The organism is Peredibacter sp. HCB2-198, from assembly GCF_045999315.1.
In the GTDB taxonomy this organism is placed as follows: domain Bacteria; phylum Bdellovibrionota; class Bacteriovoracia; order Bacteriovoracales; family Bacteriovoracaceae; genus Peredibacter.
Window position 1 is genome coordinate 2,520,973 of record NZ_CP174607.1, and the last position, 26,356, is coordinate 2,547,328.

The 26,356-nt window shown below is 43.8% G+C and carries 27 protein-coding genes; 13 read left to right on the forward strand and 14 right to left on the reverse strand.

Annotated features, from left to right (window positions below; genetic code table 11):
- The first annotated feature begins 30 nt into the window (after positions 1-30).
- Positions 31-1,452, forward strand: coding sequence for a phospholipase D-like domain-containing protein (locus ACJVC5_RS12730; RefSeq protein WP_408095900.1), 1,422 nt, complete (start codon positions 31-33; stop codon positions 1,450-1,452).
- Between the two features lie 72 nt (positions 1,453-1,524).
- The gene (locus ACJVC5_RS12735) at positions 1,525-1,785 is read left to right on the forward strand and encodes a hypothetical protein (RefSeq protein WP_408095901.1); all 261 of its coding nucleotides are present in this window, start codon (positions 1,525-1,527) and stop codon (positions 1,783-1,785) included.
- A gap of 19 nt (positions 1,786-1,804) precedes the next feature.
- On the opposite strand, the gene ACJVC5_RS12740 is transcribed toward ACJVC5_RS12735, so the two are convergent.
- Complete coding sequence (locus tag ACJVC5_RS12740) at positions 1,805-2,101, reverse strand: hypothetical protein (protein WP_408095902.1); 297 nt, start codon at positions 2,099-2,101, stop codon at positions 1,805-1,807.
- A 171-nt stretch (positions 2,102-2,272) separates the two neighbouring features.
- On the opposite strand from ACJVC5_RS12740, the gene ACJVC5_RS12745 reads away from it, so the two are divergent.
- Positions 2,273-2,512, forward strand: coding sequence for a hypothetical protein (locus tag ACJVC5_RS12745; RefSeq protein ID WP_408095903.1), 240 nt, complete (start codon positions 2,273-2,275; stop codon positions 2,510-2,512).
- A gap of 64 nt (positions 2,513-2,576) precedes the next feature.
- Positions 2,577-3,722, forward strand: coding sequence for an L-dopachrome tautomerase-related protein (locus ACJVC5_RS12750; RefSeq protein WP_408095904.1), 1,146 nt, complete (start codon positions 2,577-2,579; stop codon positions 3,720-3,722).
- Here the strand turns inward: ACJVC5_RS12750 and ACJVC5_RS12755 are convergent.
- On the reverse strand, positions 3,719-3,970 hold the full coding sequence (locus ACJVC5_RS12755) for a hypothetical protein (RefSeq protein ID WP_408095905.1): 252 nt from the start codon (positions 3,968-3,970) through the stop codon (positions 3,719-3,721). The two genes, ACJVC5_RS12750 and ACJVC5_RS12755, sit on opposite strands and share 4 nt — an antisense overlap.
- Positions 3,971-4,224: 254 nt before the next feature.
- On the opposite strand from ACJVC5_RS12755, the gene ACJVC5_RS12760 reads away from it, so the two are divergent.
- Positions 4,225-5,040 carry a hypothetical protein gene (locus tag ACJVC5_RS12760; protein WP_408095906.1) on the forward strand — a complete coding sequence of 272 codons (816 nt, stop codon included), beginning with the start codon at positions 4,225-4,227 and terminating at the stop codon, positions 5,038-5,040.
- A gap of 24 nt (positions 5,041-5,064) precedes the next feature.
- On the opposite strand, the gene ACJVC5_RS12765 is transcribed toward ACJVC5_RS12760, so the two are convergent.
- Genes ACJVC5_RS12765 through ACJVC5_RS12780 form a run of 4 tightly spaced genes read right to left on the reverse strand, consistent with a single transcriptional unit; the run spans position 5,065 to position 7,516 of the window.
- Complete coding sequence (locus ACJVC5_RS12765) at positions 5,065-5,496, reverse strand: hypothetical protein (RefSeq protein ID WP_408095907.1); 432 nt, start codon at positions 5,494-5,496, stop codon at positions 5,065-5,067.
- Positions 5,497-5,513: 17 nt separating this feature from the next.
- Positions 5,514-6,356 (reverse strand): heme-dependent oxidative N-demethylase subunit alpha family protein, encoded by an 843-nt coding sequence (locus ACJVC5_RS12770; protein ID WP_408095908.1) that lies wholly within the window; start codon positions 6,354-6,356, stop codon positions 5,514-5,516.
- A 50-nt stretch (positions 6,357-6,406) separates the two neighbouring features.
- A complete protein-coding gene (locus tag ACJVC5_RS12775; RefSeq protein ID WP_408095909.1) occupies positions 6,407-6,817 on the reverse strand; it encodes a hypothetical protein in 411 nt (136 codons plus the stop codon).
- A 39-nt stretch (positions 6,818-6,856) separates the two neighbouring features.
- Positions 6,857-7,516, reverse strand: a complete 660-nt coding sequence (locus ACJVC5_RS12780) for a lytic transglycosylase domain-containing protein (protein ID WP_408095910.1) — start codon at positions 7,514-7,516, stop codon at positions 6,857-6,859.
- A gap of 145 nt (positions 7,517-7,661) precedes the next feature.
- Here ACJVC5_RS12780 and ACJVC5_RS12785 point away from each other — a divergent pair, with 145 nt between their 5' ends.
- Entirely contained in the window at positions 7,662-9,089 is a 1,428-nt protein-coding gene (locus ACJVC5_RS12785) for a lipase maturation factor family protein (RefSeq protein ID WP_408095911.1), read from the forward strand.
- Here the strand turns inward: ACJVC5_RS12785 and ACJVC5_RS12790 are convergent.
- Positions 9,064-9,438 carry a methylglyoxal synthase gene (locus tag ACJVC5_RS12790; RefSeq protein ID WP_408095912.1) on the reverse strand — a complete coding sequence of 125 codons (375 nt, stop codon included), beginning with the start codon at positions 9,436-9,438 and terminating at the stop codon, positions 9,064-9,066. The two genes, ACJVC5_RS12785 and ACJVC5_RS12790, sit on opposite strands and share 26 nt — an antisense overlap.
- Positions 9,439-9,527: 89 nt before the next feature.
- Between ACJVC5_RS12790 and ACJVC5_RS12795 the strand changes: the two genes are divergently transcribed.
- The 6 genes from ACJVC5_RS12795 (at position 9,528) to ACJVC5_RS12820 (ending at position 17,359) form a co-directional block, all read left to right on the forward strand.
- Complete coding sequence (locus tag ACJVC5_RS12795) at positions 9,528-13,994, forward strand: tail fiber domain-containing protein (protein ID WP_408095913.1); 4,467 nt, start codon at positions 9,528-9,530, stop codon at positions 13,992-13,994.
- Positions 13,995-14,069: 75 nt separating this feature from the next.
- A complete protein-coding gene (locus tag ACJVC5_RS12800) occupies positions 14,070-14,468 on the forward strand; it encodes a response regulator (protein WP_408095914.1) in 399 nt (132 codons plus the stop codon).
- A gap of 5 nt (positions 14,469-14,473) precedes the next feature.
- On the forward strand, positions 14,474-15,304 hold the full coding sequence (locus tag ACJVC5_RS12805; RefSeq protein ID WP_408095915.1) for a chemotaxis protein CheX: 831 nt from the start codon (positions 14,474-14,476) through the stop codon (positions 15,302-15,304).
- Between the two features lie 58 nt (positions 15,305-15,362).
- Entirely contained in the window at positions 15,363-16,139 is a 777-nt protein-coding gene (locus ACJVC5_RS12810) for a TIGR00730 family Rossman fold protein (RefSeq protein WP_408095916.1), read from the forward strand.
- Between the two features lie 75 nt (positions 16,140-16,214).
- A complete protein-coding gene (locus tag ACJVC5_RS12815; protein ID WP_408095917.1) occupies positions 16,215-16,421 on the forward strand; it encodes a hypothetical protein in 207 nt (68 codons plus the stop codon).
- Between the two features lie 101 nt (positions 16,422-16,522).
- The gene (locus ACJVC5_RS12820) at positions 16,523-17,359 is read left to right on the forward strand and encodes a hypothetical protein (RefSeq protein ID WP_408095918.1); all 837 of its coding nucleotides are present in this window, start codon (positions 16,523-16,525) and stop codon (positions 17,357-17,359) included.
- Here ACJVC5_RS12820 and ACJVC5_RS12825 read toward each other — a convergent pair.
- Positions 17,337-18,194 (reverse strand): HNH endonuclease, encoded by an 858-nt coding sequence (locus ACJVC5_RS12825; protein ID WP_408095919.1) that lies wholly within the window; start codon positions 18,192-18,194, stop codon positions 17,337-17,339. The genes ACJVC5_RS12820 and ACJVC5_RS12825 overlap by 23 nt on opposite strands.
- A 221-nt stretch (positions 18,195-18,415) precedes the next feature.
- On the opposite strand from ACJVC5_RS12825, the gene ACJVC5_RS12830 reads away from it, so the two are divergent.
- Positions 18,416-19,339, forward strand: coding sequence for a DMT family transporter (locus tag ACJVC5_RS12830; protein WP_408095920.1), 924 nt, complete (start codon positions 18,416-18,418; stop codon positions 19,337-19,339).
- On the opposite strand, the gene ACJVC5_RS12835 is transcribed toward ACJVC5_RS12830, so the two are convergent.
- From ACJVC5_RS12835 to ACJVC5_RS12860, 6 genes are all read right to left on the reverse strand, one after another.
- Positions 19,310-20,245, reverse strand: a complete 936-nt coding sequence (locus ACJVC5_RS12835; protein WP_408095921.1) for an LD-carboxypeptidase — start codon at positions 20,243-20,245, stop codon at positions 19,310-19,312. The genes ACJVC5_RS12830 and ACJVC5_RS12835 overlap by 30 nt on opposite strands.
- A 14-nt stretch (positions 20,246-20,259) precedes the next feature.
- Positions 20,260-22,416, reverse strand: a complete 2,157-nt coding sequence (locus ACJVC5_RS12840; RefSeq protein WP_408095922.1) for a hypothetical protein — start codon at positions 22,414-22,416, stop codon at positions 20,260-20,262.
- A gap of 65 nt (positions 22,417-22,481) precedes the next feature.
- Complete coding sequence (locus ACJVC5_RS12845) at positions 22,482-23,042, reverse strand: hypothetical protein (protein ID WP_408095923.1); 561 nt, start codon at positions 23,040-23,042, stop codon at positions 22,482-22,484.
- Complete coding sequence (locus ACJVC5_RS12850) at positions 23,023-24,456, reverse strand: GH3 family domain-containing protein (protein ID WP_408095924.1); 1,434 nt, start codon at positions 24,454-24,456, stop codon at positions 23,023-23,025. The genes ACJVC5_RS12845 and ACJVC5_RS12850 overlap by 20 nt, the downstream gene beginning before the upstream one ends.
- A complete protein-coding gene (locus ACJVC5_RS12855) occupies positions 24,440-25,474 on the reverse strand; it encodes a hypothetical protein (protein WP_408095925.1) in 1,035 nt (344 codons plus the stop codon). The genes ACJVC5_RS12850 and ACJVC5_RS12855 overlap by 17 nt, the downstream gene beginning before the upstream one ends.
- Positions 25,471-26,238 carry a fatty acid desaturase family protein gene (locus tag ACJVC5_RS12860; RefSeq protein ID WP_408095926.1) on the reverse strand — a complete coding sequence of 256 codons (768 nt, stop codon included), beginning with the start codon at positions 26,236-26,238 and terminating at the stop codon, positions 25,471-25,473. Before ACJVC5_RS12860 ends, ACJVC5_RS12855 begins: the two co-directional genes overlap by 4 nt.
- Positions 26,239-26,356 lie beyond the last annotated feature (118 nt).

The window sequence follows — 26,356 nt, forward strand, 5'->3', positions numbered from 1 at the left end:
GAAGAGCCTTAATTCCTATAATAGGCCCATATGAAATTCTTATTCCCTTTATTACTGCTGATGACTTTAAATCTACCTGCCTGGGCCCAGGAGAAAGATTCTCTTTGGGAGAAGTTCGCTCGCTATACGATGCTTGCGGATTCTATGGTGAAAGGGAGTTTAGACAGTCGCGGGCTGACACTTGATACCTTCTTTCAACCGAACGTATCGACTTGGTCTTCCATTGGGAAAAATATCGACGATGCCCTAAAAAACCAGGTCTGCAATTCTGTTCATTGTGGTTTTTATGAAACGGATTTTTCCTTTATTACGAATTCAGATATGTCTTCGGCCGAGCATTTTGAGATCCTTGAAAATAAACGCTCTTTCGAATTAAGAAGAGAGTTGATTGCCAATGCCCAATCGAGCATTCATGTCCTGGTGTGGGCCATCTATGATGATGAGACTGGCCACGAGTTTGAAAGGATGCTTTATGAGGCCTTAGACGAAAAACCACATCTTGATATTCGAATTGTAGTGGATGGGAACATCGCCAATCTGAAAGGCAAAAAAGTCCTGAAGCGCATGGAGAAAACTACCAAGGGAAAAATTAAAATCATCCGTTGGAAAAGTAAGAAGTATCGCGCCAATGGGAACCATCGGAAACTCATGATCGTGGATAGAAAACACGTCATCGTAGGTGGGATGAATATTGGAAATAATTATTCTCATCTGGGCGACGAAGCTGAATGGAGAGACCTTGACCTCTATATCAGAGGGGAGGCCGCCGGGCAGTCGGCCAATAATCGTTTCGTTGATGTATGGAACAAACAGTTGGATGAGTTTAAAAAATATCGTAGAAACTTTGATTACATGCAACCGGATACTGTTGAAGTTAAAGAGGGCAATGTTCCAGTGGTCTTTGTGGATCAACACCCTGGCTCGGCGATTAAAAATGCCTACCACAACATTCATACTGGGGTAGTGAAGCTTCTTCGTGATGCCCAGGAAAGTGTGGACATTGAAAATGCTTATTTCATCATGGACCCCATTATTAAAAAAGAACTTGAGGGCCTGATTAAACGAGGTGTGAAGGTCCGAATTTATACCAATTCCAAGACCAGTGTGGACGAGGGACTCGTAAGAATGTCCATCATGCACAGTGCTCGCGGGGCCGCTGATATGGGGGCCTATATTTATCTCAAAGGTGGGAAAGAGACCCTCCATTCCAAATACATGATTGTTGATAAAAAGATCAGCATGATTGGAAGTTTCAACTTACACCCAAGATCTCTTCGCTTTGATGCTGAGAATGTGGCCGTGATCTTTGATAGGAAGCTTTCTGAGCAACTGACGGCACATTTTGAGGCCGGTATTGCAGAGGCCATTCACTATGAGAATCCTAATCAGTATGAAGTCGATTGGGACATCATGGGGATTCTGACTAAAAGCTTTTATTTCGACTTCTTATAGGCAACCTTAAGGGGCCACTTAAGATTTCTTGAATTGTTAAGGCCGCTATAAAATCGACCCGATACCACTCATATGAAAGATAATCGTTGTTTCGTATGTAAGTATCATCAAGAGCAAACGGAAAGCTCCACTCATGACCAGATCTTTGATGGCAAGGGCAATACTAAGACGCTCCCACTTTGTTACAACCACTCAGTTGAACTTTATAAAACGGGCCAGAAAAACTTTCTGCAAAAGCACCGTACTATCTTTTTAGGAAATTTTGGTTTTGAAGGGGATTTAGATTTAATGAATTATTTCCAGACGGAACCAAAATACAGGGCCTGGACGTAAAATCCAGGCCCGATAGATCTTAATCTTCAATGTTCATTTGGTCTTTTGCTTTTCCTTTGGCGTCTTCGTATTCCTGTTTCACATCTAACTCTTCTTTCTCAACGTCTTTTTGTTCGTCACGAACGTCTTGCATTTCTTCTTTTACATCCTCTTGTTCTTCACGGATGTCTTCATTTGTTTGGTCTGAGAAGTCGTCCGCACGAGATTCTTCTCTTTGAATGTCACTTCCTGTGGTGCTTTTGTTTTCACTACGGTTACAACTAATAGAGAAAACCATGAGAGAGATAAGAGACAAAATTAACATTACTGTTTTCATAAACCGCTCCTTGGTTAAAGCATTATTCACTCTAAACGACCTGCTTAAAGTTATTAAACTTTAATGTCTCTCAAAATTTGAAGACCCACTAAGTCTGTCATTACCCAAGGAGCAATTAAGATTTCCGCACGGGGTCCCTGTGCTAGCATAATTGATATCAGGAGGATGTTTATGGGAAACACTCTCGAAATTATTTTGACCATCATTGCGATGAGTTTCTGGATTCTTTTTCCTATCGGTATGTTTCTTTCAGTGAGTCGAGTAGACAAAAACACAGATCAGATCATTCGATTGGAGCATCACGAGCAGTATTCGACGTCAGAATACAAAGCACGCGCTAAACCAGTTGTGCGTCATTTTGACTGGCATCACCCGATTCTGTATTTCCGTAATTGGCTGCATTACGAATAGTCTCGCTGCACATTGGACTATTGCGACCATTTTCCTAGGATAACTCCAACTCGGGAGGAGTCTTATGAGAAAGGTCGCTTCTTTGTTGGTCACGGGGTTGATACTGGTTGGGTGTGCTTCAAAAAAAGAGATCAAAGAGTTTACGAGTAAAGAACAACCCGTGGACAAAAAAATCATTGGAACTCTTCCCACTGAAGAGCAACCTGAGCTGGTCGAGGTCGCTCAGTTTCGAGGAGTGCAAGTAACAGGTATCGCGGTGGCAAAAGACGGTCGAATGTTCGCAAGCTTTCCTCGCTGGAGAACAGACGTTCCTTTTTCTGTGGTAGAGATCATGCCAGATGGAACTCATAGACCGTATCCTAACGAGACGTGGAACCAATGGAGTGGGAAGCCGGAAAAGAACCATTTTACTTGCGTTCAATCGGTCTACGTTCATAAAAACTCATTATATGTTCTTGATCCAAGTAGTCCTGAAATGAAAGAAGTCGTAGGGAAGGCAAAGCTCTACGAATTTGACCTCAATACAAATAAGCTTAAGCGCACTTTCGAATTTGATGAAACCATTGCGCCGAAAAATTCCTACTTAAACGACCTACGCATTGATGATGACACAAAGAAGATCTTTATCACTGATTCAGGTCTGGGTGGTATTGTCGTAGTGGACATGAAGAGCGGGGACGCTCGTCGTTTCTTGGATAAACATCCTTCTACAAAATCAGAGAATGTGACTCTTACGGTGGAGAAAAAAGAATTTCTTAATCAAGACGGAGAAAAACCTCAAATCCATTCTGATGGGATCGCACTCTCTCCGGTCGATAATAAACTCTATTATCACGCTTTAACAGGGTACACACTATATCGAGTGCCGGTGAATGCTCTGGCCACTTCCGCTCGAGATGAGACCCAAGTGGTAAAGAATGTTGAAAAATTAGGTGTGACACCGGCACCGGATGGAATGATCTTTGATAAAAATGGCAATCTTTATATGGCCGACTTGGAGAGAAATGCCGTGGCCTATCGAACTCCGGGTGGAGAAATGAAAATCCTGATTCAAGATGAACGCATCAAGTGGCCCGACACTTTCACCATTGATGCTCATAACAATCTCATTTTTACGGACTCACTTCTTCAGGACGCACCGGCCGGGAAGTCAGTGGATGACATGACATTCAAGGTCTATAAAGTGGCCTTACCTAAGGCGGTCAACTAAGGCTGATCCATGGTCTTCCGCTCATTCGGAAGAAGTTTAGGATCTGAAAGAGGAACATCTTGGTGTTTCTTTTCCTGTTCTAATTGTTTTTTACGGGCGTCCAGTGCCTCTTCTTGTTCTTCGATTTCGGCCTCTTCTTTCTGAATCGTATCTGGAGTCATATGGTTTTCATCGGGAGTATATTCTCCTACTGCAAAGACCATAGGTGAAAGCAGAAGAGTTAGAATGCCTGATAGAAAGAATTTCATCCTTTCCTCCTTGGTTAACTCATATTTTAAATCTCACGCGCATCACGTCTGCTGAAGTTCCATAAAAGTCGGCCATCTTTATGCAAAATTTGGGAGGAGAAATTTCTCATTCAATAGTCATGGGTGTAACGTTTAAGGAAGTCCAGGGGTGTGGATCAAGAGAAGTTGAAAAGCATCATTTGAAAAGCACAGTGTAGAAATACATCTTGGACGAAATGGCCATCGCAAGATGGCCATTTATTTTGGAGGTTACCATGAATTGGAAGTGGTTAATCCTGGTCTTTGCCATTGCTTGTTCAAGTAACGATCCAACTCCCTATCAAAAGGCCAAAAAAGGCCGCGGATATGACGATCGAAAAGAAGATGATATCCGCATTTCAAATTTTCGTGCCAACTCCTATACCAAAATTCCTGAAGCGAGACTCTATGCTGAATTTCATGCCATCGAGAATTGTAGAACCGAAGCGGGAAGATATGCCAATATCTTAGATATTTTTGATCGTACGGAAGCAAAAGAAATCACTCGTACAACAGGAAGTGCTTTTGGGCCCACTTATTATGGTGGTTATGGCATGTATCCTTATTATAGTCGTTATTCGAGTTTCGGCGTGGGTGCGAGTTTTAATACCATTTCAACTGATACCTGGAATGAGACCCTGGTTTATCCCAATATCGACGTCTTTTACACCTGTGAGACCAAGGTCTATCGGCCAAAGGTGATGTTCCGTGAAGTACCGGCGGAAGAAATGAAGCATTTAGTGAAGGACCTTAAGGGCGGACTTCAAGTTGAGAAGGTCGTGGCCGACTCACCAAACCGAACGGTTTTGGATGACGATGATATTATTTTAAGGGCCAATGGCGCCAGAATTGATCGAGTGTATGAGCTCATTCACATGTTTAATGATCAGTCCCGCCAGGTGAAAATTGAGTTCTTACGAGAAGGTCAGAAAAAAACCGCCATCATGAAATCTGATGATGTGACGAACTTCATCTCAGAGGCCGAAAATAAAATCATTGCTGAGGCCTGTAAGAAAAAAGAAATCAAAGAAAATAAACTTTGTAAAAATTAGGACCACCGAGTGGTGGCCCTAATTTTAGTATGAGGTTGGGGCGCTTGGACCCACACCAGTCGCTGCTGGAACAAAAGGTCTATTTTCAGGAGTTGAGCTAGGAGTGTTCGCTGGAGCTCGAGGAGTTACGGTATCATAATTCGAGGTTGGCGTGGTTGCAGTTGGTCCCCTGGGAATGTCTCCTGAATAACTTCCTCCCATTGGATTCGTACTTGGTTCTTCCATTCTTTGTTGTTCTAGAGTCTGATCGAAATTATTTCCTCTTGGAATTGTATTACTAGGAATATTTGTTGGCGCAGTGGTTGAATTTGCCCCACCCAATGCCCCACCGAAACCAACTCCAGAAGGATTGTTTGAAGTATCTATGTTGCTTGCTCCTGGCACTCCGGTCGCCGTTTGGGCGCCAAGCTGTGCTGCGAGGAGAATCATCGCAACCGATAATATCACTTTTTTCATGAACACCTCCTGACACTTTATGAGGTGCAAGAGATGTGCCGCTCCTGGGTGAGTGTGAATAACCACTGAAGAATGTTTTTTTTATCTCGAATGAGACCTTTGTATTTAAGAATGGCCTCGTCCATGCTTTCGATACATTGAATGATGAGTTTTAGATCTTCTCCCGGAAGAATGCTTACATCGGTGAAAGATGTTTTGATGGTGAAACCAATAAGCTTCTCGGAAATCGGGAAAAGCGTTTGCCTTTCCATCCGAATAAAAAGTTTAGGACTCTCGGGATCAAAGGAGCGTCCTTGCCATTCTTCCACTGAAATTCCGACTGGAGGAACAGGATGGTGGTTCAGGCGATTGTCAGTGGCCACACCCCAGGCAAAGCGCTCCATGGCCCCGCGCTTTTGAATCTGCTCAAACATTTTAGGGGCCGCTTTTGAAATGGCATCAATATGCGGAATAGGAGCATGAGAATCAAAAAAGCTCTTACCGATTTTTTGATGGGCGTCCCAGTGATTAGGTGACATGAGATGAATGAGTGCCAGCCACTCTTTTCCGTCCTCCATTTTCCATACCGAGAAGTCTTCCGGCACTTGTGAGATCAAGAAATCAATCTCATCTTTGAAAGTTCCTTCATAGACTGTTTGGGGAATCAGTGCTCTTAGTTTATTGGCAATGATTTCCAGTTCGGTAGAGGTAAGCCCCACTGAGTCCGGATAGTGTTTATCAATCCCTTCTGAACGGGCCTTGATTTTATTTTTGATGTAGTGGGAGAGTTCAGGTTCAGGTAAGAAGATGGGTTTTGCCTCAAGAGGCTTTAGCCCGGCGGTAATAATGAATTTTCCGTTCTGCCAAGGACGATCATTCATGAGCGCTTCTATATCAGGGAGCGTTTACGAAAAAAAGCCGAAGTTTTGCGTTAAATATTAACGTTCATCATTTTCAAAGTGTTAGGCCCGAAGCGATCTATAAATTGAATCGTAAGATTCTGAGACGCTTCATCGCTTCCTTGAACTTCAATATACATATCGAAAAGGGTGCGCTTGGCCTTAAGTTCAATCACTCCATTATTGAGCTTCCAGGTGCCTTTTCCGTCACCAAGATTAGGAAGGTTGTAATAAAAGCGATTGTCCTCATAAAGAGCGATCTCAATCGGGTAGCTATTGTTCACAATGGATTTATCTAAGGTCAGATTGGGATCTTGTGGAAGACTTTTCTGGTTCACGGATTTCGTGAGTGCCGATTCCTCAACTTTATAGAGTTTGGTCTTGCTTTGTTTACCACAAGACGTGATGAGGAGAGTGAGGGGTATGAGCATTAAGTATTTCATACCCAAAATGGTAACTAGGATTCAATTTGATCGGCAAGCTTATAATCTGCCTGATTTTTTCCCCATGTCCTTGTAGAAAGCGATGTAGCGCTTCATTACGTGAATAGGGTAGTCCTTAGGGTAAACGTTACGAGAAACAGCGTTTTTTACTGATTTCGGGCCCATGTTGTAAGCTGCAAGATAAAGTTGGCCATGACCTTCAAACTTATTACGTAACCAAGAAAGGTAAGCAACACCAAGTTTAATATTGGCCACTGGATCGCGCAGAGTCTTCTCTCCCTGCCATTTTGTTTTTAGAAGTTCAGACATCCACTGTCCTGTTGTAGGACGGATTTGCATCATACCGATTTCACCCACTGGGCCAATAGCAAGTGGATTAAAGCTTGATTCACCTGAAATCACGGCCATCACAAAATAAGGATCGAGTGAGTTCTTGGCCGCTTCTTCGATAATGGTTTTTGCAATCGTATAAGCACGGTATTTAAAGGCCTTTGGTAAACGCTTCTGAACCACTTCGTGAATGTTTTTTTCAATATCTCTGCGTTTCTCAAATCGAGAGACAATACTTCTCTTATAGCTTGCACCCATGAGTTCACGAGCGTGTTCTACTCTACGAACACTCGCAATTTCGCGAGTGGGATGAGTAGAAGCAAAGGCCATACCAGAGATCAGGATCATAAGTGTAAATAGTGTTTTCATACCTGACTAAAGAGCAAGGTTTATGCCAACTGATTTGGTCTAACTGATGGAAATTGAGAGGAAGGTTTGGGCAGCCTTTAGGCACTGCCTGTCTTTTGGCCAGTGGTTCATTGAGTTTCGAGGGGTTGGGTGACTATGATAAGCCATGGATTTCCTATCCGCAGATAACTACGTATTGGCCCGTTTATGCTTTGACCGCGCTCTAGGGGCGATCTACTTTATTGCCTTTTTAAGCGCCTATAACCAGTTTCCTGCACTCTTGGGGGAACATGGGCTGTTACCGGTGCCTGACTTCGTAAAACGCGTGAAATTCAAGCAATTCCCAACGTTGTTTCATTGGAAGTATTCCGATCACATGTTGAGAGTCATGTGCTGGATAGGAATGCTCTTAGGACTCTTACTCACATTTGGGGCCTTTGATCAGGCACCGATTGTTGTTCATATGCTCTCGTGGCTCACTTTGTATGGGATGTATTTGTCGCTGGTGAGTGTGGGACAAGACTTCTATGGATTTGGTTGGGAGACCATGCTCTTGGAGGCAGGTTTTTTTGCGGCCTTCATGGGACCCTATTGGGTGACACCTTCCTGGATTCCGATTTTGATTTTGCGCTGGATGCTTTTTCGAACAGAGATGGGAGCAGGGCTGATTAAACTTCGCGGAGACCGATGTTGGCGAGACCTCACCTGTTTGTATTATCACCATGAGACGCAGCCATTACCTAATCCTTTAAGTCGTTACTTTCATCATCTGCCAAAATGGTTCCATCGTTTTGGTGTGGTATTTAGTCACTTCTGTCAGCTGGTGGCACCTTTTGGTTTATTCTTTCCTCAACCGGTGGCGAGTGTGGCCGGATTCTTTTTGATCTTTCACCAGATGATACTGGTGGTGAGTGGAAATTACTCCTGGCTTAACTGGCTCACCATTGTTTTAGGATTTCTTGCTTTTAGCGATTCAGGAATAGCAACAACACCAGCACCTCTTTGGTTTCAAATCATTCAAATCGGGATCGGCGTTCTGGCGATCTTTTTAAGCTATCGACCGTTGTTAAATTTCTTCCAGAAGCGTCAGTACATGAATTATTGCTGGAACCGTTGGCACTTAGTTGGTGCTTATGGAGCTTTCGGAAGTGTCACCAAAGAACGTTATGAGATTGTGATTGAAGGCACGGATGATGAATTTCCCGATGAGAAGAGTGTTTGGAAAGAGTATGGCTTTCGCGGGAAACCAGTGGAACTGAATCGCACTCCTCCTGTGGTGGCCCCTTATCATCTTCGTCTTGATTGGATGATTTGGTTTTTACCATTTGGAGTTTTAGTCGGGGACGATGATATTTACGTGCAAGGACATGATCTGTGGTTTGTGCGTTTTATGTTGAAACTTCTTCGAAACGACCGGGCCCTATTAAAATTACTTCGCCACAATCCTTTTCCGGATAGACCTCCGGTGTGGGTGAGGGCAAAGTTTTATCAATACCACTTCACGGAAAGTGGTGAGAAAAATATTTGGAAGAGAACATACAAAGGTGAGTATTGCCCGGAACTCTCGCTTAAGAGTTTGCCAGGCCTTGTATAATCAGATCGGCCGTCTTCTGATTACAGGCCATCGGTATGTCGTAAACCACGGCAATCCTTAGGAGAGCTTTTACGTCAACATCGTGAGGGTGTGGGGCCAGAGGATCCCAAAAGAATATCACCGCATCTATTTTCCCTTCCGCAATTCCCGCACCAATCTGCTGATCACCACCTAAGGGACCACTTTTAAATTTGGTCACACTCATACCTGTGGCCTCTTCAACCCGCTTACCCGTAGTTCCGGTAGCAAAGAGATTAAATTTCTCAAGTTCTAGTTGGTGAAGCTTCGACCAAGTAACCATATTATTTTTCAAGTTATCGTGGGCAATGAGGGCAATGTTCTTCTTCATGGGATTACCTTAGTAAAATCGTTAGGGTGAAAAAAATTTGAACTAATCTTTAAATCTTAATTTAACACCTTAAAGAGACGATAGGACATATGTCAGTAAATCTCAAGAGTTACTTGGAAATGATGAAGACCGCTGTATTACCAATCTTAATCCTGCTTTTCCTTTGCAGTTGCAATGGGGCGGGAAATATTTTTGGTGGAAATATTGTCGTGAATATTAAAGACAAAGATAGGCCACCATACATTGAACAAGTAAAAGTTCAGAATGATCAATTAGTCGTGAGTGGCAGAAATTTAGATCGCGTGGTTCTCGCCAAAGTTGGGGCACATGATTTTCAAATTGAATCTAAGACATCAGATAAATTAGTTTTAAATGCCAAGAGTGCTCTGAGTTTCTTTGTAGGAAGCGCGCTAAACTTGGTGGTTTCTAATTCAGAAGCATCGGCAACTTTTCCGCTAAATTTTGAATTACAAAATGGACAAGTCACGGCCTCGAAGCTTCATCACATGAATGCTTCAACCGGTGACTTCCTTCAATTTGATGGAACAACTTGGGGACCAGCATCTATTTCTACGAATCAGGTCTATGTTGGTACTTATAATGCAGCAACTGATACTCCTGTTTTATCCGCGGGAGTCGCGGCCGCAGGTACTTATTATATTGTGACAACTGCTGGGTCCCAGGATCTAGGTTCTGGAGTCATGAGTTTTGATGTTGGTGACTGGGTGATCTCTGATGGAACTAACTGGAGTAAGGTGGCCGTAGGAACAAATACGGTTTCAAACTTCAATGGAAGAAAGGGTGCCGTCGTTCCGTTATCGGGTGATTACTCATGGAGTATGCTCACTAAAGCGGCCGGAAAACTCACAGGTTCTAAGCTTCAAGAAATTGCTGATGTTGATGTGACTGGTATTCAAGACGGTGACATTCTTATTTGGAACAATTCAACTTCGAAGTGGGAGAGTGGCCCACAGCCTTCGGTCTCAATTCCTGCGGGATCCGTTACCAATACACAAATTGCCAGTGGTGCGGTTGATTCATCGAAGATTGTGGATGGGTCAATTACTAATGCTGATATCGCGGCAGGTGCGGCGATTGATCAAACGAAAATCAGTAACCTCACCACAGACTTAGGTAATAAAGAACCAAAAATTACGGCCGGAACTGCCGCTCAATACTGGAGCGGGACGAAGACTTGGCAGAATTTAAATCCGGCGGTGATTGGTTCAACTCTTACTGGCTATTCAGCTTCTGCGGGTGCTGTCACAGCAGCAGATACGATTCTTTCAGCGATTAATAAATTGAGTGGGAATATTGGTCTTGCGACAGCTTCTCAAAGTAATTACGTTTTAAAAGGCGGCGACAGCATGAGTGGTCCGCTGGCGATGGGTGGAAATAAGATCACCAATCTCGCTGACCCAACGGTTGCCACTGATGCTGCTAATAAAAATTACGTTGATACTCAATTAAGCAATAATTCCTATTGGACCAAAGTTGGTTCTGATATTAACTATACAACTGGTCAGGTGGGGGTAGGAGTTGCTTCTTTCTTTCCTGATATGAAGCTTCAGATTGAACAGCGATTAACGAATGATGCTGGACGAGCACTTAATGCGGACACAAGACAGCATTCATCAGTCAATGGTAGCTACAGTGCTTTGGGTGGAGTATTTAAGGCGCAAGCAACTGTAGATGCAGGAGTGGTTAACTCTGGGTCTGTATCTGGTTCATGGAGTGTGGGGTTCAGAAATAATCTGACAGGAACAATTGATAACGGCACCCTTGCTTCATTACGAGGGAGTTATCTGCAGTATGGTCATTACGATTCCGAAGCTGCCTCGACTCCGATCACGACTGAAGTCATGGGCCTTTATCTTTCGCCTTATTATAAGAAAGGTACCATCACGAATCTTTATGATATTTATGCACACCCTGGATCACCTGGCGGAACCGTCACAAATTTTTATGGACTCCACTTTAGCGGCTCACATAAGAAGCATTATTTAGAAGGCAATCTTGGTCTGAATAAAGCTGATCCAACTGAGAAATTGGATGTAGTAGGGAACATTGCAGTCGATGGAAAAGTTCGTTTTAAATCTGATAATGCAAATTTCGTTGAATTAAGAGCTCCAGCAGGTCTCGCCGGAACGATTGCCTTTAATCTTCCAGGCACCGCTGGTTCTTCAGGTCAGGCACTTGTTACTGATGGTGCGGGAAATCTTTCTTGGTCCACTGTCTCATCAGGTGCTATTGCGGATGGTTCAATTGGATATGCCAAGTTAAATCTCGCTAACGGTGATATTCCTCTCGCTAAACTTGCTGGTAGCTCAGATGCGACAAAGTATCTTAAAGGAGACAAAACTTGGGGCACCTTCATCACTGATGTACTTGCTTCAACTTTTGCGACTGTCACTCCGTCGAATACAGCGATTGCCAACGGAGATTCATTACAAACAGTGGTGAATAAAACTCAGGGGCAGATTAATAATCTTGTTTCCACTTCGTTAAATAAGACGGGAATAGATTCGGTTACAGGAACAATGACCATTGCTCCGGCGGGTGTGCTGAAAATTTCCAACACGGCCACTGGTGCTGATCTGACTGAGGCGACGAACGTTCAGTATGTTCAAAACTATGTAGGTTCGTTCGGGCAATGGAACAAGAACGGTTCTGCACTTTATACTGATAAGTATGTTGGATTTGGAAACAATAGCACTCCAAGCACGTTTTTTCATGCCATCGGAACAGGCGGTGGTGATGATGACATGATGATTGATTCCTTCAGTGATACTGCGGAATCCGCCATTATGTTAAGACGGGCCCGTGGAACAGCTGCGGCACCGACACCTCCACTTACAAATGATAGACTCGGATTCTTAGGTTTCCGTGCTCTCACAGTTGCACCAAGTACTTATGTTGAAATGGCGCGAGTTCAAGGATCAGCTGAAACTGACATCGCAACATCGATGACAGGCTACCTGCAATTTTGGACTCGAAACAATGGTACATATGCTGAAAGAGTGCGCATCACTGGTGCAGGTAATGTGGGGATTGGTACAACTGCTCCTGATAAAAAACTTGTCGTCATTGATCCGACTCCTATCGCGGATGGTTCAAGAGCTCCTGTTGCAGAATTCAGTGCCACTGCCACAGCTGCATCTGGTGGAGCAAAACGCGGTATTGTCCTCTATGGTTCGGGATTCAATGGAAGTGTGGCAATTGGAAAAAACACCAATGCTCCTTTACACTTTTTAAATTTTGCAGGAACCGAAGTTGCGACCTTCACTGATAATGGTTATTTTGGTTTAGGTACGACATCTCCGAGTTACCCATTCAATTTGGATCATACGAGTACAGTAACCGCCGGAACCACTGCACAGATGGCGAATGTATTTAATGTCACTCCTGCGGCCGCGAGTACCGCCAATTATTTCGGATCACTCAATACAACCAGACCTTCCGGTGCTCAGGATCTGACAGGTCATGTGCACGGTAATCGTGTTATCGTAGACAACTCGAACACAGGAACTATTGCAAACGTTTACGGTCAGTATACTGAGACCAAGAATGCTTCGACCGGAACCATGACAGTAGGTCTCGGTTACCGAGGTGTGGTTAATAATGCTTCAACAGGAACGATTAGCAACGCACGTGGTGTTTCAGTGGCGGTAATTAACGGGGCCGCCGGCGCTATCACCAATGCTTACGGTGTTCATATTGACCCTCTATCAAACCCATCAGGAACAGTGACAAACTACTATGGGCTTTATATTGGTTCTGTATTGGCCGCGGCCGGAAACAAATATGGTATCTATTCAGTAGATGGTGCCAATTATTTCGGTGGAACAACCGGAATTGGAACAACTCCAACTCTGGCCCAACTTCATGTGAGAGGGGGAGCGAATCTTCTGGCCCTTCAGGCCGATGCTTCAACTGATCACGGTTATCTTTCGTTCTATACAGATTCAGATGCAACGAATACTCGCACAGGTTTTATTGGCTATGCGACCGCTGGTACAAATATTATGACCATTACCAACCAGCAGTCTTCTGATGTTTACATTGGAGTCTCTGGATATAAAAATAATCTTACCATCAATGGTACGGCCACGACCTGCGTGATTGGTAACGGTACTGCTTCTACCAGTTGTACATCAGATGCACGCTTGAAAGATGAAGTTCATGCAATTCCAGACGCACTTAGAAAGTTTTTAAATCTTGAAGGGGTGTTCTTTACTTGGAACGAGAAGGCCAACACTCCTGGAAAACCTGGTATGGGTGTGATCGCTCAGAAAGTTGAGAAAGAATTTCCACTGGCGGTGACGACAGATGAAAAGACCGGTTACAAGCGAGTGGATTATGCTTCACTTATTTCTCCATTGATCGAAGCGTTCAAATCTTTTTACCAAGAATTTCAAGGCACCAAACGCTCAATTGCTTCTTATGAGAAAAAACAGGTTGAGCTTGAAAAACGCGTGAAGACACTCGAAGAGCAGAACAAACAACTGCTCAATATTATTTGTCGTAAAGACCCTAGTGCTTGTAAAAATCCCTAGTTAAAAATACTTAAAATTCCCTAAATCTTGTACCTGATTTTCCGATAAGACTTCATCACAAGAAGGGGTGGAAATATGTTTGATCCAAAAACCAAAGTTCTAGTTGTAGACGATATGCTTACAATGAGAAAAATCGTAACAAAAATTCTAAGAGAACTGGGCTTTACAGACATCGTTGAAGCAGCGGATGGTCTTGAGGCCTGGGAAAAAACTAAAGACGGTACAGTTGGTCTGATCATTTCAGACTGGAACATGCCAAATTGCACAGGTCTTGATTTCTTGAAGCGTGTTCGCGCTGATCAAAGACTTGGTAAAACACCTTTCTTACTAGTGACAGCAGAAGCTGAAGGTCACCAGGTGGCCGAAGCAATTAAGAGTGGTGTAGACCAATATGTGGTGAAGCCATTCTCTAAAGAAGGTCTTAAGGCCAAGCTAGAACTAGCTTATAAAAAATATCAAGCTAAAGCGGCCTAATCCAAATGGTGAATACTCCAGGTTTTTTAATTGAAAAGGAAGAAGGTTACACGGTAGTGAAACTTTCTGGAAACTTGGAGTTTCCCCATGCGAAGAGTTTCGAAGGAGAAATTGATGGAATCTCTAACAATGCCGATGGTCACATCTTCCTTGATTGTGAGCATCTTACGTCTTTTTCTAAGGACTGGATAAGAATCTTCCTTAGATTACAGATTAATTTAAAAAGTAATGAAAAGTCTCTGAAGCTCATCCATGTGAGTCCGGGGTTGATGACTCTTCTCAAAAAAGAGGGGATAGATTCCACCTTCAAAATCGCGTCGACTCTGAAGGACGCCATGGATGAGTCAGGAGCTCCTCCTAAAAGAACTCTCGACACTGAATTCATTAATCCATTTCTGACTGCAACTTTGCATGTATTGAGTGTGCAAGCACAGATCACTGCGAAGGCAGGACCTATTTATAAAAAGAAACCGACAGATTCTTTTTATGGAGATGTTTCTGGTGTGATTGGAATTGTGAGTGATGCTTTTAACGGTTCGGTGGTGATTAGTTTTCCTGAAAAGACATTTTTAAATATCATGTCCGGGATGCTGGGAGAAGAATACACTGAAATCACCAAAGACATTCTCGACGGCGCCGGTGAAATCACCAACATGATTTTCGGTCAGGCGAAAGTGGTGCTGAATGAGAAGGGCTACGGCATTAAAACCGCCATTCCTTCTGTTATTTCTGGTAAAGATCACTCTTTGCAGGGAATCACCAAGGGCCCAGTGATCGTTGTGCCATTTGAGAGCACGGGTGGTAATTTCTTCGTCGAAATTTGCTTGTCCGCCTAATTTAGTTCTTTTGCCCTCTGTCTTTCTTTGATTCATGCCCAAAAATTAAAATGATCGGATGCGGGAAGAAACCAAGGCCTCCAACAGGTCCGAATGGGGTAAAGTCCCTTCACGAGATAAGGAAGAACGGGTCTTTTTAGAAGGTCCTAAAACTCGTTCAAATGAGTTTTATCACGCTTTTCAGGTGTTCTCGGAAATGATCCAAGGGTTCCGGACGTTTCAGTTTGTAGGACCCTGTGTGACGGTTTTTGGCTCGGCCCGGTTTGATGAAAAGCATGAGTATTATCAGCTCGCCATGGATATGGGTGAGGAGCTGGTCCGTAAGGGCTTTACTGTCATGACCGGCGGCGGCCCGGGAATTATGGAGGCGGCCAATCGAGGGGCCAAAAAGCTCGGCGGTTGCTCCGTCGGTTGCAATATTACTCTTCCGCGCGAGCAGAAACCCAACGTCTATTTGGACGTCTGGATGGAGTTTAAATATTTTATGGTGAGAAAGTTCATGCTGGCCAAATACTCCTATGGTTTTGTGGCCATGCCTGGAGGATTTGGAACCTTAGATGAGCTTTTTGGCGTTCTCACTCTAATTCAAACCAAGAAAATTGAGAACTTCCCAGTGGTCTTAGTCGGCACGGAATTCTGGAATCCGCTTCGAAAATTGATCGAAGAGCGTTTGGTTGAATCCAAAACTATTAATCCTGAAGATACTAAAACGATCTTCTTTACCGATTCACCTTTAGAGGCCGCAGAGTTTATCCAGGCAATTGCCACAGATCGGTTTCAGCTCAAGATTCGCCCAATGAAAATCCTAGGAGAGAGGGCCATAAGACAACCATAATTATTTTTTTACAGTCTTATTTTCTCTTTGCAAAAGACGATATTAACCATTATCTTCCACAGCCACGGAGAGAGCATGAAAGAACGATTTAAAACACCACACACTTTTGACATGAGCGAATACTTTTTCGGTCGCACTTATGTACTTGGTGGCCGTGATTACGATCGTGAAGACAAAGAAGTCAAGAATCTCCCAGAAATCGAAGTTCGCGGAGATAAAAAAATCTCAATGGAACTAGATTGGTCATTCCTCAAATCTCGTACCAGAAGACGTCTTCGTTAATCATCCCCATTAACTGCGGATAGAAACTCAGCGCATTGGCTTACCGCGGCCTCGTTCTACAATTGTGGTCATACGTCTCAACTTTTGCAAAGGAGCACGATATGGCCAGATTTTATTCAAGTGATTCTCCGCTCGAAGTCGACTCTGAATCATCCCACGCATTAATCAGTTTACGCGCTATTGGCGCAGGACTCGTAATCAGCTTTTTCACTATGACAGGTCTTCTCGGCCTGGGCCTTGCTTTTGGAGGCATTGGTCTTGAAGATGGTGTCTCCGCTAAAAGCGCCGGAGTTTTCACTGGTGTTTGGTTTTTAGTTTCTGCATTAATCTCCATTTTTGTCGGCAGTTATTTTGCTGCTCGAGTTTCTAAGTTTCGCTTGGGCCGCATTGGCTCTGCTCAAGGTCTCGTTATTGCGGCCTTGTTTTTAGGCTTCTTCCTTTATCAAACTGTGGCCGCGATTAGTTCCGCTGGAAGTCTCGCTGGCTCTGCTATTGGTAAAACTGCAGGTGCCCTAGGCCAGAGCGCTTCAATGATCTCCGAGAATGAGGCCGTTACAGGTACTCTTCGCGGAATTACTCAAGACGCCCTTGGTGATTTAAATCTTCGTTCTTCTCCCGCCGAACTTGCTCAGTCCCTCGGTGGTCGCCTTATCCGTGGCGATACTGAAGGTGCGAAAAACTTGCTTGCTCGGGAGGCCGGTATTACTCCAACTGAGGCCGACACCAGAATCGCTCTGATGAAGTCTCAAATTGATAAGGCCGTTAGCGATGCTAGAGAAGGCGCAGCTACTGCGCTTAAATCTACTGGCTGGTCGCTATTCTTGTTAGTCGCACTCGGCGCGATCGCTTCTATTCTTGGTGGGGCACTGGGATCAGTGGCCAATTTTAGAAGACCTCTCGTTCGAGAAGGTTATTTTAACCGCGAAGTCCATGTTTAATTTCAGGGCGGGACAATCCCGCCCTTATCCTCGCCCGCTGATTGCATGGTGAGCACAATAATCTCAAATTCTCTTTTGTATTCGGCCCTCCCATGGAATAGGGAAGGATGTGATCGTAGTTGAGATTTCGAGTGGATCCGCAATTTATGCATTTTTTATCTCGCGCATACACATCCCGTTTCACAGAAGCCGGGATTGCACGTCCTACTTTCGCTGGAGAAAGTGAGGTTCGGGGTTTTGTTTGTTTGAACTTCGTCTTTTCCACAGACTTGATGGCTTCTTTCGCCATGAACTGAACTAGCTGATCCATCTCCATTTCTTTACCCAAAAGATTTTTTAACTGATCAACCACTGCCATGGTTTCGTCTGACAAAACAAAGGCGACTTGGATTTTATCTTTTGAAATGCGCTTGGTTTTATCTTTCGGTTTCTCTTCTTTACCAGTGATTTCGAATAACTTTTGTTCGCATTCTTTCTTGGTTAAATTTTCAACTTCTTTAAAGACTTCGCGCTTTTGGATGGGATCATCAATAAATTGATTCACTAATGAAATATTTGTGAGATTCAATCTTCCATCTTCGATTTTTTGCTCAATTTCTGGCATCTCCGCTAGTGCCCTCGCGGCGACGATCCGTCTTTGAGCGGAAGCTCCATCATAACCTAATTCATGAACGCAATAAGCAAACAACGACGAATACTTTAAGTCGCAATAAAGCTTCCTCTTATCTATTTCTTTTAAATGATGAAGCAGTTTAGTGAGAGCAGATCGTTCATCTGCCACCAACTTTTTTATATCACTCAGTAAAATTTTATTTGCAACGTGGTTCAGTTTCATGTAAAAACCTTACGTAAAAGATACGGATTAGTCAAGTGTAAAAAAAGGGAGGTTTGAAATCACTTTCTCTGGAGAAAGTAAAAAGTGGGGCAACTATTATGGCCTCGGTAGGTAATAGCGATATGTTAGAAGAATAATCCTATTGCTGGTGACAAAGTGGCTCCATGTAATTTCAGAGGTGTAAGTAGCTATCTGAATAGAATTGAACTATATCAGCGTCCATGAATTTGGAACGCAAGAGCTCGCTCTACATTTTAGTGGCCTGTTTGCTTTGGGCCTTGGACCTACTGGTTCGTTATCCCATCTCGTTAAAGATGGGATATGTGAGCATTGTGTTCATTGAGAGTTTTATTGGTTTATTCCTAGTTACTCCGTGGCTTATTAAAAATGGCCGTAAAGAACTTGCGAAATTTACTAAGACTGACTGGTTGTTGGCCGTCTTTTTAGGAGGCGTAGGAATGAGTGTGGCCGGATATTTATCCACGGCCTGCATTCAAAAAGCTTCACCTGGGACATTTTCTTTCTTTCAAATTTTTCAGCCATTCTTCGTGATTTTTATGGCCGGAATTTTGTTGAAGGAAAAACTCGATAACCTTTATCTCTATTGGGGAATGTGGGTATTAATAAGTGCGGTTCTGATCTTTTCTCAGGATCTGGAGCTTATGTTTACCAGTCAGGAAATCATTATAGGTGATTTTCTGATTGCTCTTTCGACGATGCTGATTTGGGGACTTTGTACGATAGCTGCTAAAAGATTTTTGAAAAAACACGGCCCGGAAGCACTTGTTTCCGTTAGATGGGCCTTTGCTTTTTTATTTGCGGTAGTGATTTTGGTAGCAGAAAAAGAACGACCAGCTTTTGATATTCTTTTCCAATGGGAAGTGGGGATTAGATTCCTCTTTATTGGAGCGATTGCTGGAATTGCGTCGATGTACTTTTACTATTCGGGGCTTAAAAATCTTCCGGCCGGAAAAGTTTCATTTTTAGAACTTTCTTTCCCGGCCTTTGGAATGATATTTTCGGCCGTTTATACGTTTGAAGGCCTAACGATTTTTCAAGTCGTGGGGGCCACTTCATTCTTTGCGTTCATTCTATTCATGCTTTCAAGGCAGGAATCAGATCGAGCCACCGTAAAAACACGTTAGTTCAGGTTTATCACCCAATTTTAGAATCGAGTTTGTATTAAACGGAAGCGGGTAATTTAGCTTATGGCCATGACCGCATGGAAGCCCTTTTAAAACAGGGTAAGGCACACGTGCGGCAAATCGTTTCATCGCCACTAGCGAAAGATCGCGACCGTCTTTCTCAAGACCTTCTGTGAAGTCGCCGAAGACCACGGCCTTAAGGCCTCGATCGATGAGCTTGGCCTGGATCATTTGCTCCAGCATGCGATCAATGGAGTAGCCACGTTCGGCCACGTCTTCGATGAAAAGGATTTTGCCTTTGGCATCCAATTCCCAGGCGGTACCGAGAGAGGACTGAATAATACGAAGATTTCCACCCACGATGGAACCTTTTACAAGTTTGGTATTGCGAGCAAGATCGTTCAAAGGTTTTAAATTTTTAAACACGCGCTCTTGGCGCTCACCGTAGATCATTTGGGTCAGAAACTTTCGGTCCACGGTATTTTTGTTCTCAGGTGAGAGCTGGCTAATGGTGCGCCCATGAATGGTGGGCCAGTTCCAGTGTTTGTTAAAAAACATGTGAAGGGAAGTGATGTCACTAAACCCTACGAAGAGCTTTGCCCTTTTTGGAGGACGAAGTTTCATGAGGTGGGGAATTAAGCGCATGCTTCCATAACCACCACGCAGGCACCAGATGGCCTTGGAGTCAGAGTAGATGGCGTTCTTAAGATGCTCAAGTTGCGTCTTTAAAGGAGCGGCAAAAAACACGTCAGTGTTAATCATGCCAGGTTGAACACGAGGAATAAGTCCCACGGAGCGGACCCATTCGATTCCATTGTCCATTTTCTCCAGAGGAGAATTTGAAGCGGGAGCGATAATGTCGACGATGTCGTTTTTTTCGAGAAACTGCCAAGTAGATTTTTTCATGAATCTATTTTGGACTATTTGATTCCCCAGGTCTCGAAAATTTTGCTCGAACGGAAGAATTCTCGGTAAACACAGGCCCGGTCATTTAGGTCGAGCTTGAAAGTGTCCTGAGAAATAGTGAGGCTTTCCGGTCCGCCGTTGACCATTGAGTTGAGTTTTAAACCAACACAAAGATTCGTGTTCACGTAATACTGAGCGTTCGGCACGGATAAAAGGAGAAAACAAAGTTCAGTACGAGCATAGCGCTTGGCCCGTGCCACAGTGCCGGTAGAGATGCGCTCTTCGAACTCGAGCTTATTGAGAATACGATTAATATTTTTTCCGAAAATATCAGCAAATGAGTTGAGGTTACTGATCGTCACTGGCTGCGCGCGGTTAATATCAGCGCGAATCAGGGCAAGATTGTCTGTGCCGCTCATTTTGGTAATAGTTTCGGTAAAGCGTTCAGCCGCGAGAAGTTGGGCGACAACCACCTGGTCTTCAGGAGGGCTGTTTTCCAATAGCTCTAAGAGGGCCAGACGAACAATCATATCCATACGGGACTGAATTACCACAGATCCGTATCGCAGTTGGGCCAGATCATAAATCTGCTCTACGGGAGTATTGCCGTGAATTTTGTCACTGAAAATGATGGCGTTCTCTGTGATGGTATAGATCTCTTTAAGCTTCTCTAGAGTGCTGGCATAAAGTTTTCTAAAAGCAACATCACGCTCGCGAGGAGGATTGGCCTCTAAAAAGTCAGTAAGACGTTTTAGAGAATCCATTGGAGAGATTTTCCAACGGTTTCCAGTGCGGTCATAGGCGCTTGAAAGAGTTTGAAGGGCATCAGGTTGAAGAACCTGGTTAAGCTCTTGGTTCACGCGATTGCGGGCGCGGGCGATCCACTCGATATAGTTTTTAAGAACGTCGTCTAAAGTTGGATTAAAGCCAGGAGGTTTTACCCAGGCGTCGATACTGTAATAGGCACCCACGGTGTCACGGATGTCGCGGTTATCTTCCAAACCAATGAGGAAGTAAGGAGCATAGCCGGAAGAGAGAACATCATAGAAAGGGTTTCTAAAACTAGTCTCAGTAGGAGGAATGAGTGATTTAATAATACTACGAAGGAAGTTCCATCGTTCGTTAAGATCAGAATAGCCTTGATAAATCTGACGGTTTTCTTCAATCAGACCAAGTCCGTAGGCCTCAAGAGAGCGTACAAAGTTCTCGCGGGTAAATACGTTACTTTGGCGGCTGGCATCGGCCGTTGTGGTTGGAGTGACACCGCTGCGGATTTTATTCAGCCATTCAATCAGAACAGGAATTTCGCGATCATTTAAACGGATGGCAACGCCAAGACCTGAACCCATAATTGGGTACTGTCTTTGATTGGCCTTAAAGACCAGGAAAGACTCTGCGTCTCGCATCTGGCACCAACGATCCGACATGGTTTCGAGAGCACACTTATAGGCCTCAATGGCAATAGAGTTGTCTGAGATATTTCGGATTTCGCGACTCGTGCGGTAGCGTCTTACACCTTCGATGGTCTCACCCATGAAGGCAGCTCCGGCGGTAAGACCAATTCCGAGAACTGGGTTGACCACAGAAACAGTGGCGCCGATGGCAGAAACGACAGAGGTGGCGGTATTAAGAACGCTTGGGTGTTTCGCTATACATTTTTGGTTTCCGCTAATTTGAGCAAAGGTGGCGTTAGCAGTCAGAACCACGTTACTAAGAGCTGTGACCTTATCTTGGCTAAGAAGTTCATACTGGGCCCTGTCGCGGCCAAGGAGGCCTGCGCGAGTGACTTGAAGTTCACGGAGGGTCTTATTGATTTCTGACAGAGTTGCTGAATCAGTGATCTGAGAAATCTGGAGAAGTAATTCTTGCTCCTGAGAATTAAGTTCAGCGATCTTAGACTGAGTTTCGTTGGTCTTTTCTAGATTTTGAAGTTGTTGAGTCAGAAGTCCAAGTTGAGCAACCGCCCCACCAACGCTTCTACAGTCAGGGTCTTGAGAAATACTTTTCAGGGCCTCGATCAAAGCGGTTGAATCCGCTAGAGCGGCACGGGTCCATTCACCTTGAGTTCGACAGTTGGCCGAGAAATAAGTGAGAAGATCCTTACCGGGGATGTCCTCGGCATAAACTTGTCCAGAGACCAACATGATCAAAACTAAAAGTGACTTTTTCATAGGTCGTGGTTCTAGCAAATGGCGAAGGGCTTTCAGAACTTAAAATCTTGAGATTTGCAAAAATTTCACGGTTTAAGATACTGAAAGTAGGAACCTAAAAGCTTTGCCTGGGCCTCATCCGTCCAGCGGTCACCGAGATGAAGGTGTTTCTCCGGAACAATGAAGAACTTTTCTTTAAGAACCTGGGAAATGCGGAAGTGGGGCTTAAGCTCACCGGTCTCATGAAGGCAGTCGATGACGACTCCCTGGAGGTTTAGTTTTCTGAGTTTAACCGTTCCACCGTGGTCCGTGAGAAAATAGATATCAAGCTCTAATGAACGAAGCCAATCTCGAATTTCCTTCGGAACGAGACTCTCATCGAGAAGGGACTCGAGATAGGTCTCAAACTCCACCACGTCTTCGGGAAGAATTTGAATGGCCTCTCCTTTTCGGCGTTTCTCCCATTTCTTGCGGATGGAAAGAAAACGCAGGGACTTAATCGGAGAGTGAAAGAAATTTCTCCTCCAGCGGTTTTCAACTTTTCCTAATGAATAAACCGTCCCGTCTATATCGAGGGAAAGCGAGCGAATTTGGTGTTCTTCGATAAAAGAACTGATTTCTTTTAATCTATCGGAGAGGTTTTTCATAAAGTGGCATGATCTTAAATTGTGATTCCCATTTTACTTTTTGTCCCATGAGTTCTGCAAATGCAGAAACACTCAGGGTCTCAACCTTCAAAGGAAGTAGTCGCCCGGACTGAATTTTTGAATGGTATTCCTGATTGAGTGTCCCCAAAATTTCTTCGGCCGTGGTGTCTAAGGAAGAAAACTCTTTTTTAGGTCCAATCAGGTTCAGCACGTACTGGCCTTGCTCTCCCTGCATTCGTCCATAGAGGGACAAATAGATTCCTTCCAATTCAAACCGTTTTCGAAGTTCTTGATAGAGGAGGAGGCATTGCTCTTCCGAAATTTTTTCACCGGTCATGGAGGCCGTGATGTTTCTTCGGCGCTGAAACCTTAGATCGGGAAGTCCATCCACCAGATCCACCACTAAAAATTCATCCTGAGTATCGTAGCGCTCAAGGCCCCAGACATCACTGATCAAAAGGGTATAAGTTTCATTTACCTTTAAATCACGAACAATCTCACCATCTTTTAAAAACTCCGGCACGACACCTTTCATGGTTGGAAGAAAGTGCAACTTCCCATTCACTCGATGAGGAAGAGTCTCAATGCTTTCCGTACTCATGGAGTACATCGGAAGATAAACGAGCTTAGGGTATTTTTCTTTCAGGCGCTCAAGAAACGGGGCCACATAACCGCCGTCCCAAGTGATGATTCCGACAAGGTCAGGGGCCAGAAACTCGAGCGAGAACTTCTCCCTCAGAATAAGTTTTTCCAGACGATCTTTACCATCAATGAGATTTAAAAGATCAGGATTATGAAGGCATTTTTTGAGATTTTTTTTAATAAGTTCCCAATGCAAATCCACTTCATCCAGAAAATGGGTGAGTGTTGAAGGATTGGTGGCATAAAAATAACGAGGAGAACTTACTGCAATCAGGGCCACACGTGCAGAAAGTAGGCCAATCTCTTCTCGTAATCTATGGCCCGCAGGAGTCGTTAAAAAACGATAAGGGGCCTGTAGAAGTTCTATGAGATTTGGGGCCCTGTCTTGAAGCATCCCGGAGGTCAAAGAGGAATCGTCTTCAACAGATGAAAAAACAAAGAAGGTCTTTCGCCCTTTATAAGGAGCAGTCAGCGTCATCATACTCTTTAAAAAAGTTTTCTGAACCAGCTTCATGCGAGAAGCAGTATAGGGAACCGTTTTAGGAATATTTCTGGTCCCGGAAGTCTGGGCAATAAAAATTTTCTCGCCACTTTGGCGGGCCTTGCGAAGAAGACGCTCTTTTTGCTGATCAAATCCCTGAGGAGCAGCGTTCGAAAAGAATTGAATCTTTTTCTTTCTGATAAACCAATTTTCAATCTGAACAATTTTTGCCAGAACAAAAAAGGCAAAACGAAGGAACTCTCTTAAACAGGCATTACGAACGGAGTTCATCTAAGATGCCCTGAAATTGAGAATGGAAATTCGTTAATAAATTCTGTGCCTCTTGAGTCGGAACAGTTTTATCAAAGGTCAAAGTGACAAAGGTCGTTCCATCTTTGGTAAACGCAAAAATTCCGGCGTGATGTTTTTCATGAAGATTTGTGATCCCATAAAGAGACTTGATCCCTTGAAATCTCCCTAGACGGTCTTCCAGGTGAGAAAATGAAAGACTTCCCCAGTCGGCCCAGGGCCTATTGAGCCAAAGCTTAAATAGAGTCTTATTTGGTTTAAAGTTTCGTGGAGGAAGAAAAATTTCTCCACTATGGAAGGCCTCAATCTTCTGACGTCTGATATGTTTTAACTCATCTCTTGTGGAAACTTTTGTACGGGCCGGATAAAGTCTCATACGGGAAAGACCATTTCCGAAACCTTGCCAAAAGATCTTTCTCACATTCACCGGTATCCACAGGGCCCTCAAGCGATCGGGTAAACTTCGAAGGAGGGCAAGACTAAGAATATCATTTAAGACATGGCCCTCTGGAAGTTCAGAATGATTCATTTGAAGAGTCAAAAACTCTCTTTCATTAGTGACCTTTAAATGATTCATCCACCCTCTGACGGGCATAAGATTTCGATAAGGAGAATCTTTTTTCGGAGGAAGAACCCGATAGGCGATCTCTCCTTCAATTCCCTGACCGGTAAGCAGCACTTCTAAAAAAAGCAGCATAGAAAGAGCGTCACCAAGGTAGTGAGACATTTTTAAGGCGAGTGTCTTCTCTTGAATGATCGCCAGTTCTAATTGTGTTTTATGAGGGAGGGGAGCATTTGCAAAACTTTCTAAAGAATTATGGGACTCAATTTTAAGAGCATGCTTGGCGGTCTGAGGGTAAAGTTTCTGAGCAAGTTCAATTCTTTCTTCTAGGAGTGTTTTAACAGGAAGTGAATTTAACTCCAAAGAGATGAGACAGTCCATTCGACGAATGGAACCAGCTCCAAGTTCAATAAGGTCACCTAAAAGCTGGGATCTCATAGACGAATAATATCGCGCTTAAAAAGAGGTCCTTTCTTAATATAAGGACGAAGTTGGAGCCAACCTAAGTGTGGTTTCATATGGTGGGCCCTGTGCATAGAGAGACCCAAAGTAAACCAATACATCAGTGACCCATGGTAATCATGAGAGCGAATTTCCTGGGGCCCCACTTCATGACCTTCATGGGTCTTGACTGCGAAAGGGTACCAAAGAAGAAACGAGTTCAAAATTTGCGCAGGAAGAAGTCCGAATAAAACTCGTTCCCATCCAACGAAGTAAGCAATCGTTCCGAAAATAGCGATATACACCACATAGCTTAGAAGAATTTCCAGAACCACGGCGCGAGAAAGAAGAGAATTATTTTTGAGCCACATGATCCAGTGGTGAGGCATCGCTAATGCGCGCCCTGGAAACTGCCACCAATGATCCATTTTTAAAAGAAGATCAGGATCTTTTCCTTCTTCATTTGTAAATGAATGGTGATAGCGATGAGTAATACGAAACTGCGCATTCGGTACAGCAATAGGAATGAAACTTAATCGGCCCCACCAGATGTTTTGAAGTTTGGTATCACCTAAAACTCCGTGAGAGGCCTCATGCCCCATGACTCCACAGAGAAATAAAAAATAGGTACGAATCAGGATATCCAGGATCCACCAGGCACCGGTTGGGGTCCAGAAGTACTGGGCAAGGGAGATACCAATTAAAAGAATGATGATCCCGCGGTTAATAAGAATGTTTTGAAGACGTTCAAGTTTTTGCATGGGCCGGACTCTACCATGAGAGATGATTTAAGGGCCTTACGCTGTATTTTTAACACGACCCGCAATAAAAATCAGGTCTTTACAATGGGATAGGAAGTTTATAGGATAATTGCAAATG

Excerpts from the sequence above, each read along its gene's own strand:
- ACJVC5_RS12855 (WP_408095925.1), bottom strand. The coding sequence starts at position 25,474 with ATGAGATCCCAGCTTTTAGGTGACCTTATTGAACTTGGAGCTGGTTCC.
- ACJVC5_RS12790 (WP_408095912.1), bottom strand. The coding sequence starts at position 9,438 with ATGAAGAAGAACATTGCCCTCATTGCCCACGATAACTTGAAAAATAAT.
- ACJVC5_RS12835 (WP_408095921.1), bottom strand. The coding sequence starts at position 20,245 with ATGAAAAAATCTACTTGGCAGTTTCTCGAAAAAAACGACATCGTCGAC.
- ACJVC5_RS12805 (WP_408095915.1), top strand. The coding sequence starts at position 14,474 with ATGGTGAATACTCCAGGTTTTTTAATTGAAAAGGAAGAAGGTTACACG.
- ACJVC5_RS12765 (WP_408095907.1), bottom strand. The coding sequence starts at position 5,496 with ATGAAAAAAGTGATATTATCGGTTGCGATGATTCTCCTCGCAGCACAG.
- ACJVC5_RS12830 (WP_408095920.1), top strand. The coding sequence starts at position 18,416 with ATGAATTTGGAACGCAAGAGCTCGCTCTACATTTTAGTGGCCTGTTTG.
- ACJVC5_RS12795 (WP_408095913.1), top strand. The coding sequence starts at position 9,528 with ATGTCAGTAAATCTCAAGAGTTACTTGGAAATGATGAAGACCGCTGTA.
- ACJVC5_RS12860 (WP_408095926.1), bottom strand. The coding sequence starts at position 26,238 with ATGCAAAAACTTGAACGTCTTCAAAACATTCTTATTAACCGCGGGATC.
- ACJVC5_RS12800 (WP_408095914.1), top strand. The coding sequence starts at position 14,070 with ATGTTTGATCCAAAAACCAAAGTTCTAGTTGTAGACGATATGCTTACA.
- ACJVC5_RS12845 (WP_408095923.1), bottom strand. The coding sequence starts at position 23,042 with ATGAAAAACCTCTCCGATAGATTAAAAGAAATCAGTTCTTTTATCGAA.
- ACJVC5_RS12820 (WP_408095918.1), top strand. The coding sequence starts at position 16,523 with ATGGCCAGATTTTATTCAAGTGATTCTCCGCTCGAAGTCGACTCTGAA.
- ACJVC5_RS12770 (WP_408095908.1), bottom strand. The coding sequence starts at position 6,356 with ATGAATGATCGTCCTTGGCAGAACGGAAAATTCATTATTACCGCCGGG.
- ACJVC5_RS12785 (WP_408095911.1), top strand. The coding sequence starts at position 7,662 with ATGGATTTCCTATCCGCAGATAACTACGTATTGGCCCGTTTATGCTTT.
- ACJVC5_RS12780 (WP_408095910.1), bottom strand. The coding sequence starts at position 7,516 with ATGAAAACACTATTTACACTTATGATCCTGATCTCTGGTATGGCCTTT.
- ACJVC5_RS12735 (WP_408095901.1), top strand. The coding sequence starts at position 1,525 with ATGAAAGATAATCGTTGTTTCGTATGTAAGTATCATCAAGAGCAAACG.
- ACJVC5_RS12815 (WP_408095917.1), top strand. The coding sequence starts at position 16,215 with ATGAAAGAACGATTTAAAACACCACACACTTTTGACATGAGCGAATAC.
- ACJVC5_RS12750 (WP_408095904.1), top strand. The coding sequence starts at position 2,577 with ATGAGAAAGGTCGCTTCTTTGTTGGTCACGGGGTTGATACTGGTTGGG.
- ACJVC5_RS12730 (WP_408095900.1), top strand. The coding sequence starts at position 31 with ATGAAATTCTTATTCCCTTTATTACTGCTGATGACTTTAAATCTACCT.
- ACJVC5_RS12745 (WP_408095903.1), top strand. The coding sequence starts at position 2,273 with ATGGGAAACACTCTCGAAATTATTTTGACCATCATTGCGATGAGTTTC.
- ACJVC5_RS12755 (WP_408095905.1), bottom strand. The coding sequence starts at position 3,970 with ATGAAATTCTTTCTATCAGGCATTCTAACTCTTCTGCTTTCACCTATG.
- ACJVC5_RS12740 (WP_408095902.1), bottom strand. The coding sequence starts at position 2,101 with ATGAAAACAGTAATGTTAATTTTGTCTCTTATCTCTCTCATGGTTTTC.
- ACJVC5_RS12775 (WP_408095909.1), bottom strand. The coding sequence starts at position 6,817 with ATGAAATACTTAATGCTCATACCCCTCACTCTCCTCATCACGTCTTGT.
- ACJVC5_RS12850 (WP_408095924.1), bottom strand. The coding sequence starts at position 24,456 with ATGAACTCCGTTCGTAATGCCTGTTTAAGAGAGTTCCTTCGTTTTGCC.
- ACJVC5_RS12810 (WP_408095916.1), top strand. The coding sequence starts at position 15,363 with ATGCGGGAAGAAACCAAGGCCTCCAACAGGTCCGAATGGGGTAAAGTC.
- ACJVC5_RS12760 (WP_408095906.1), top strand. The coding sequence starts at position 4,225 with ATGAATTGGAAGTGGTTAATCCTGGTCTTTGCCATTGCTTGTTCAAGT.
- ACJVC5_RS12825 (WP_408095919.1), bottom strand. The coding sequence starts at position 18,194 with ATGAAACTGAACCACGTTGCAAATAAAATTTTACTGAGTGATATAAAA.
- ACJVC5_RS12840 (WP_408095922.1), bottom strand. The coding sequence starts at position 22,416 with ATGAAAAAGTCACTTTTAGTTTTGATCATGTTGGTCTCTGGACAAGTT.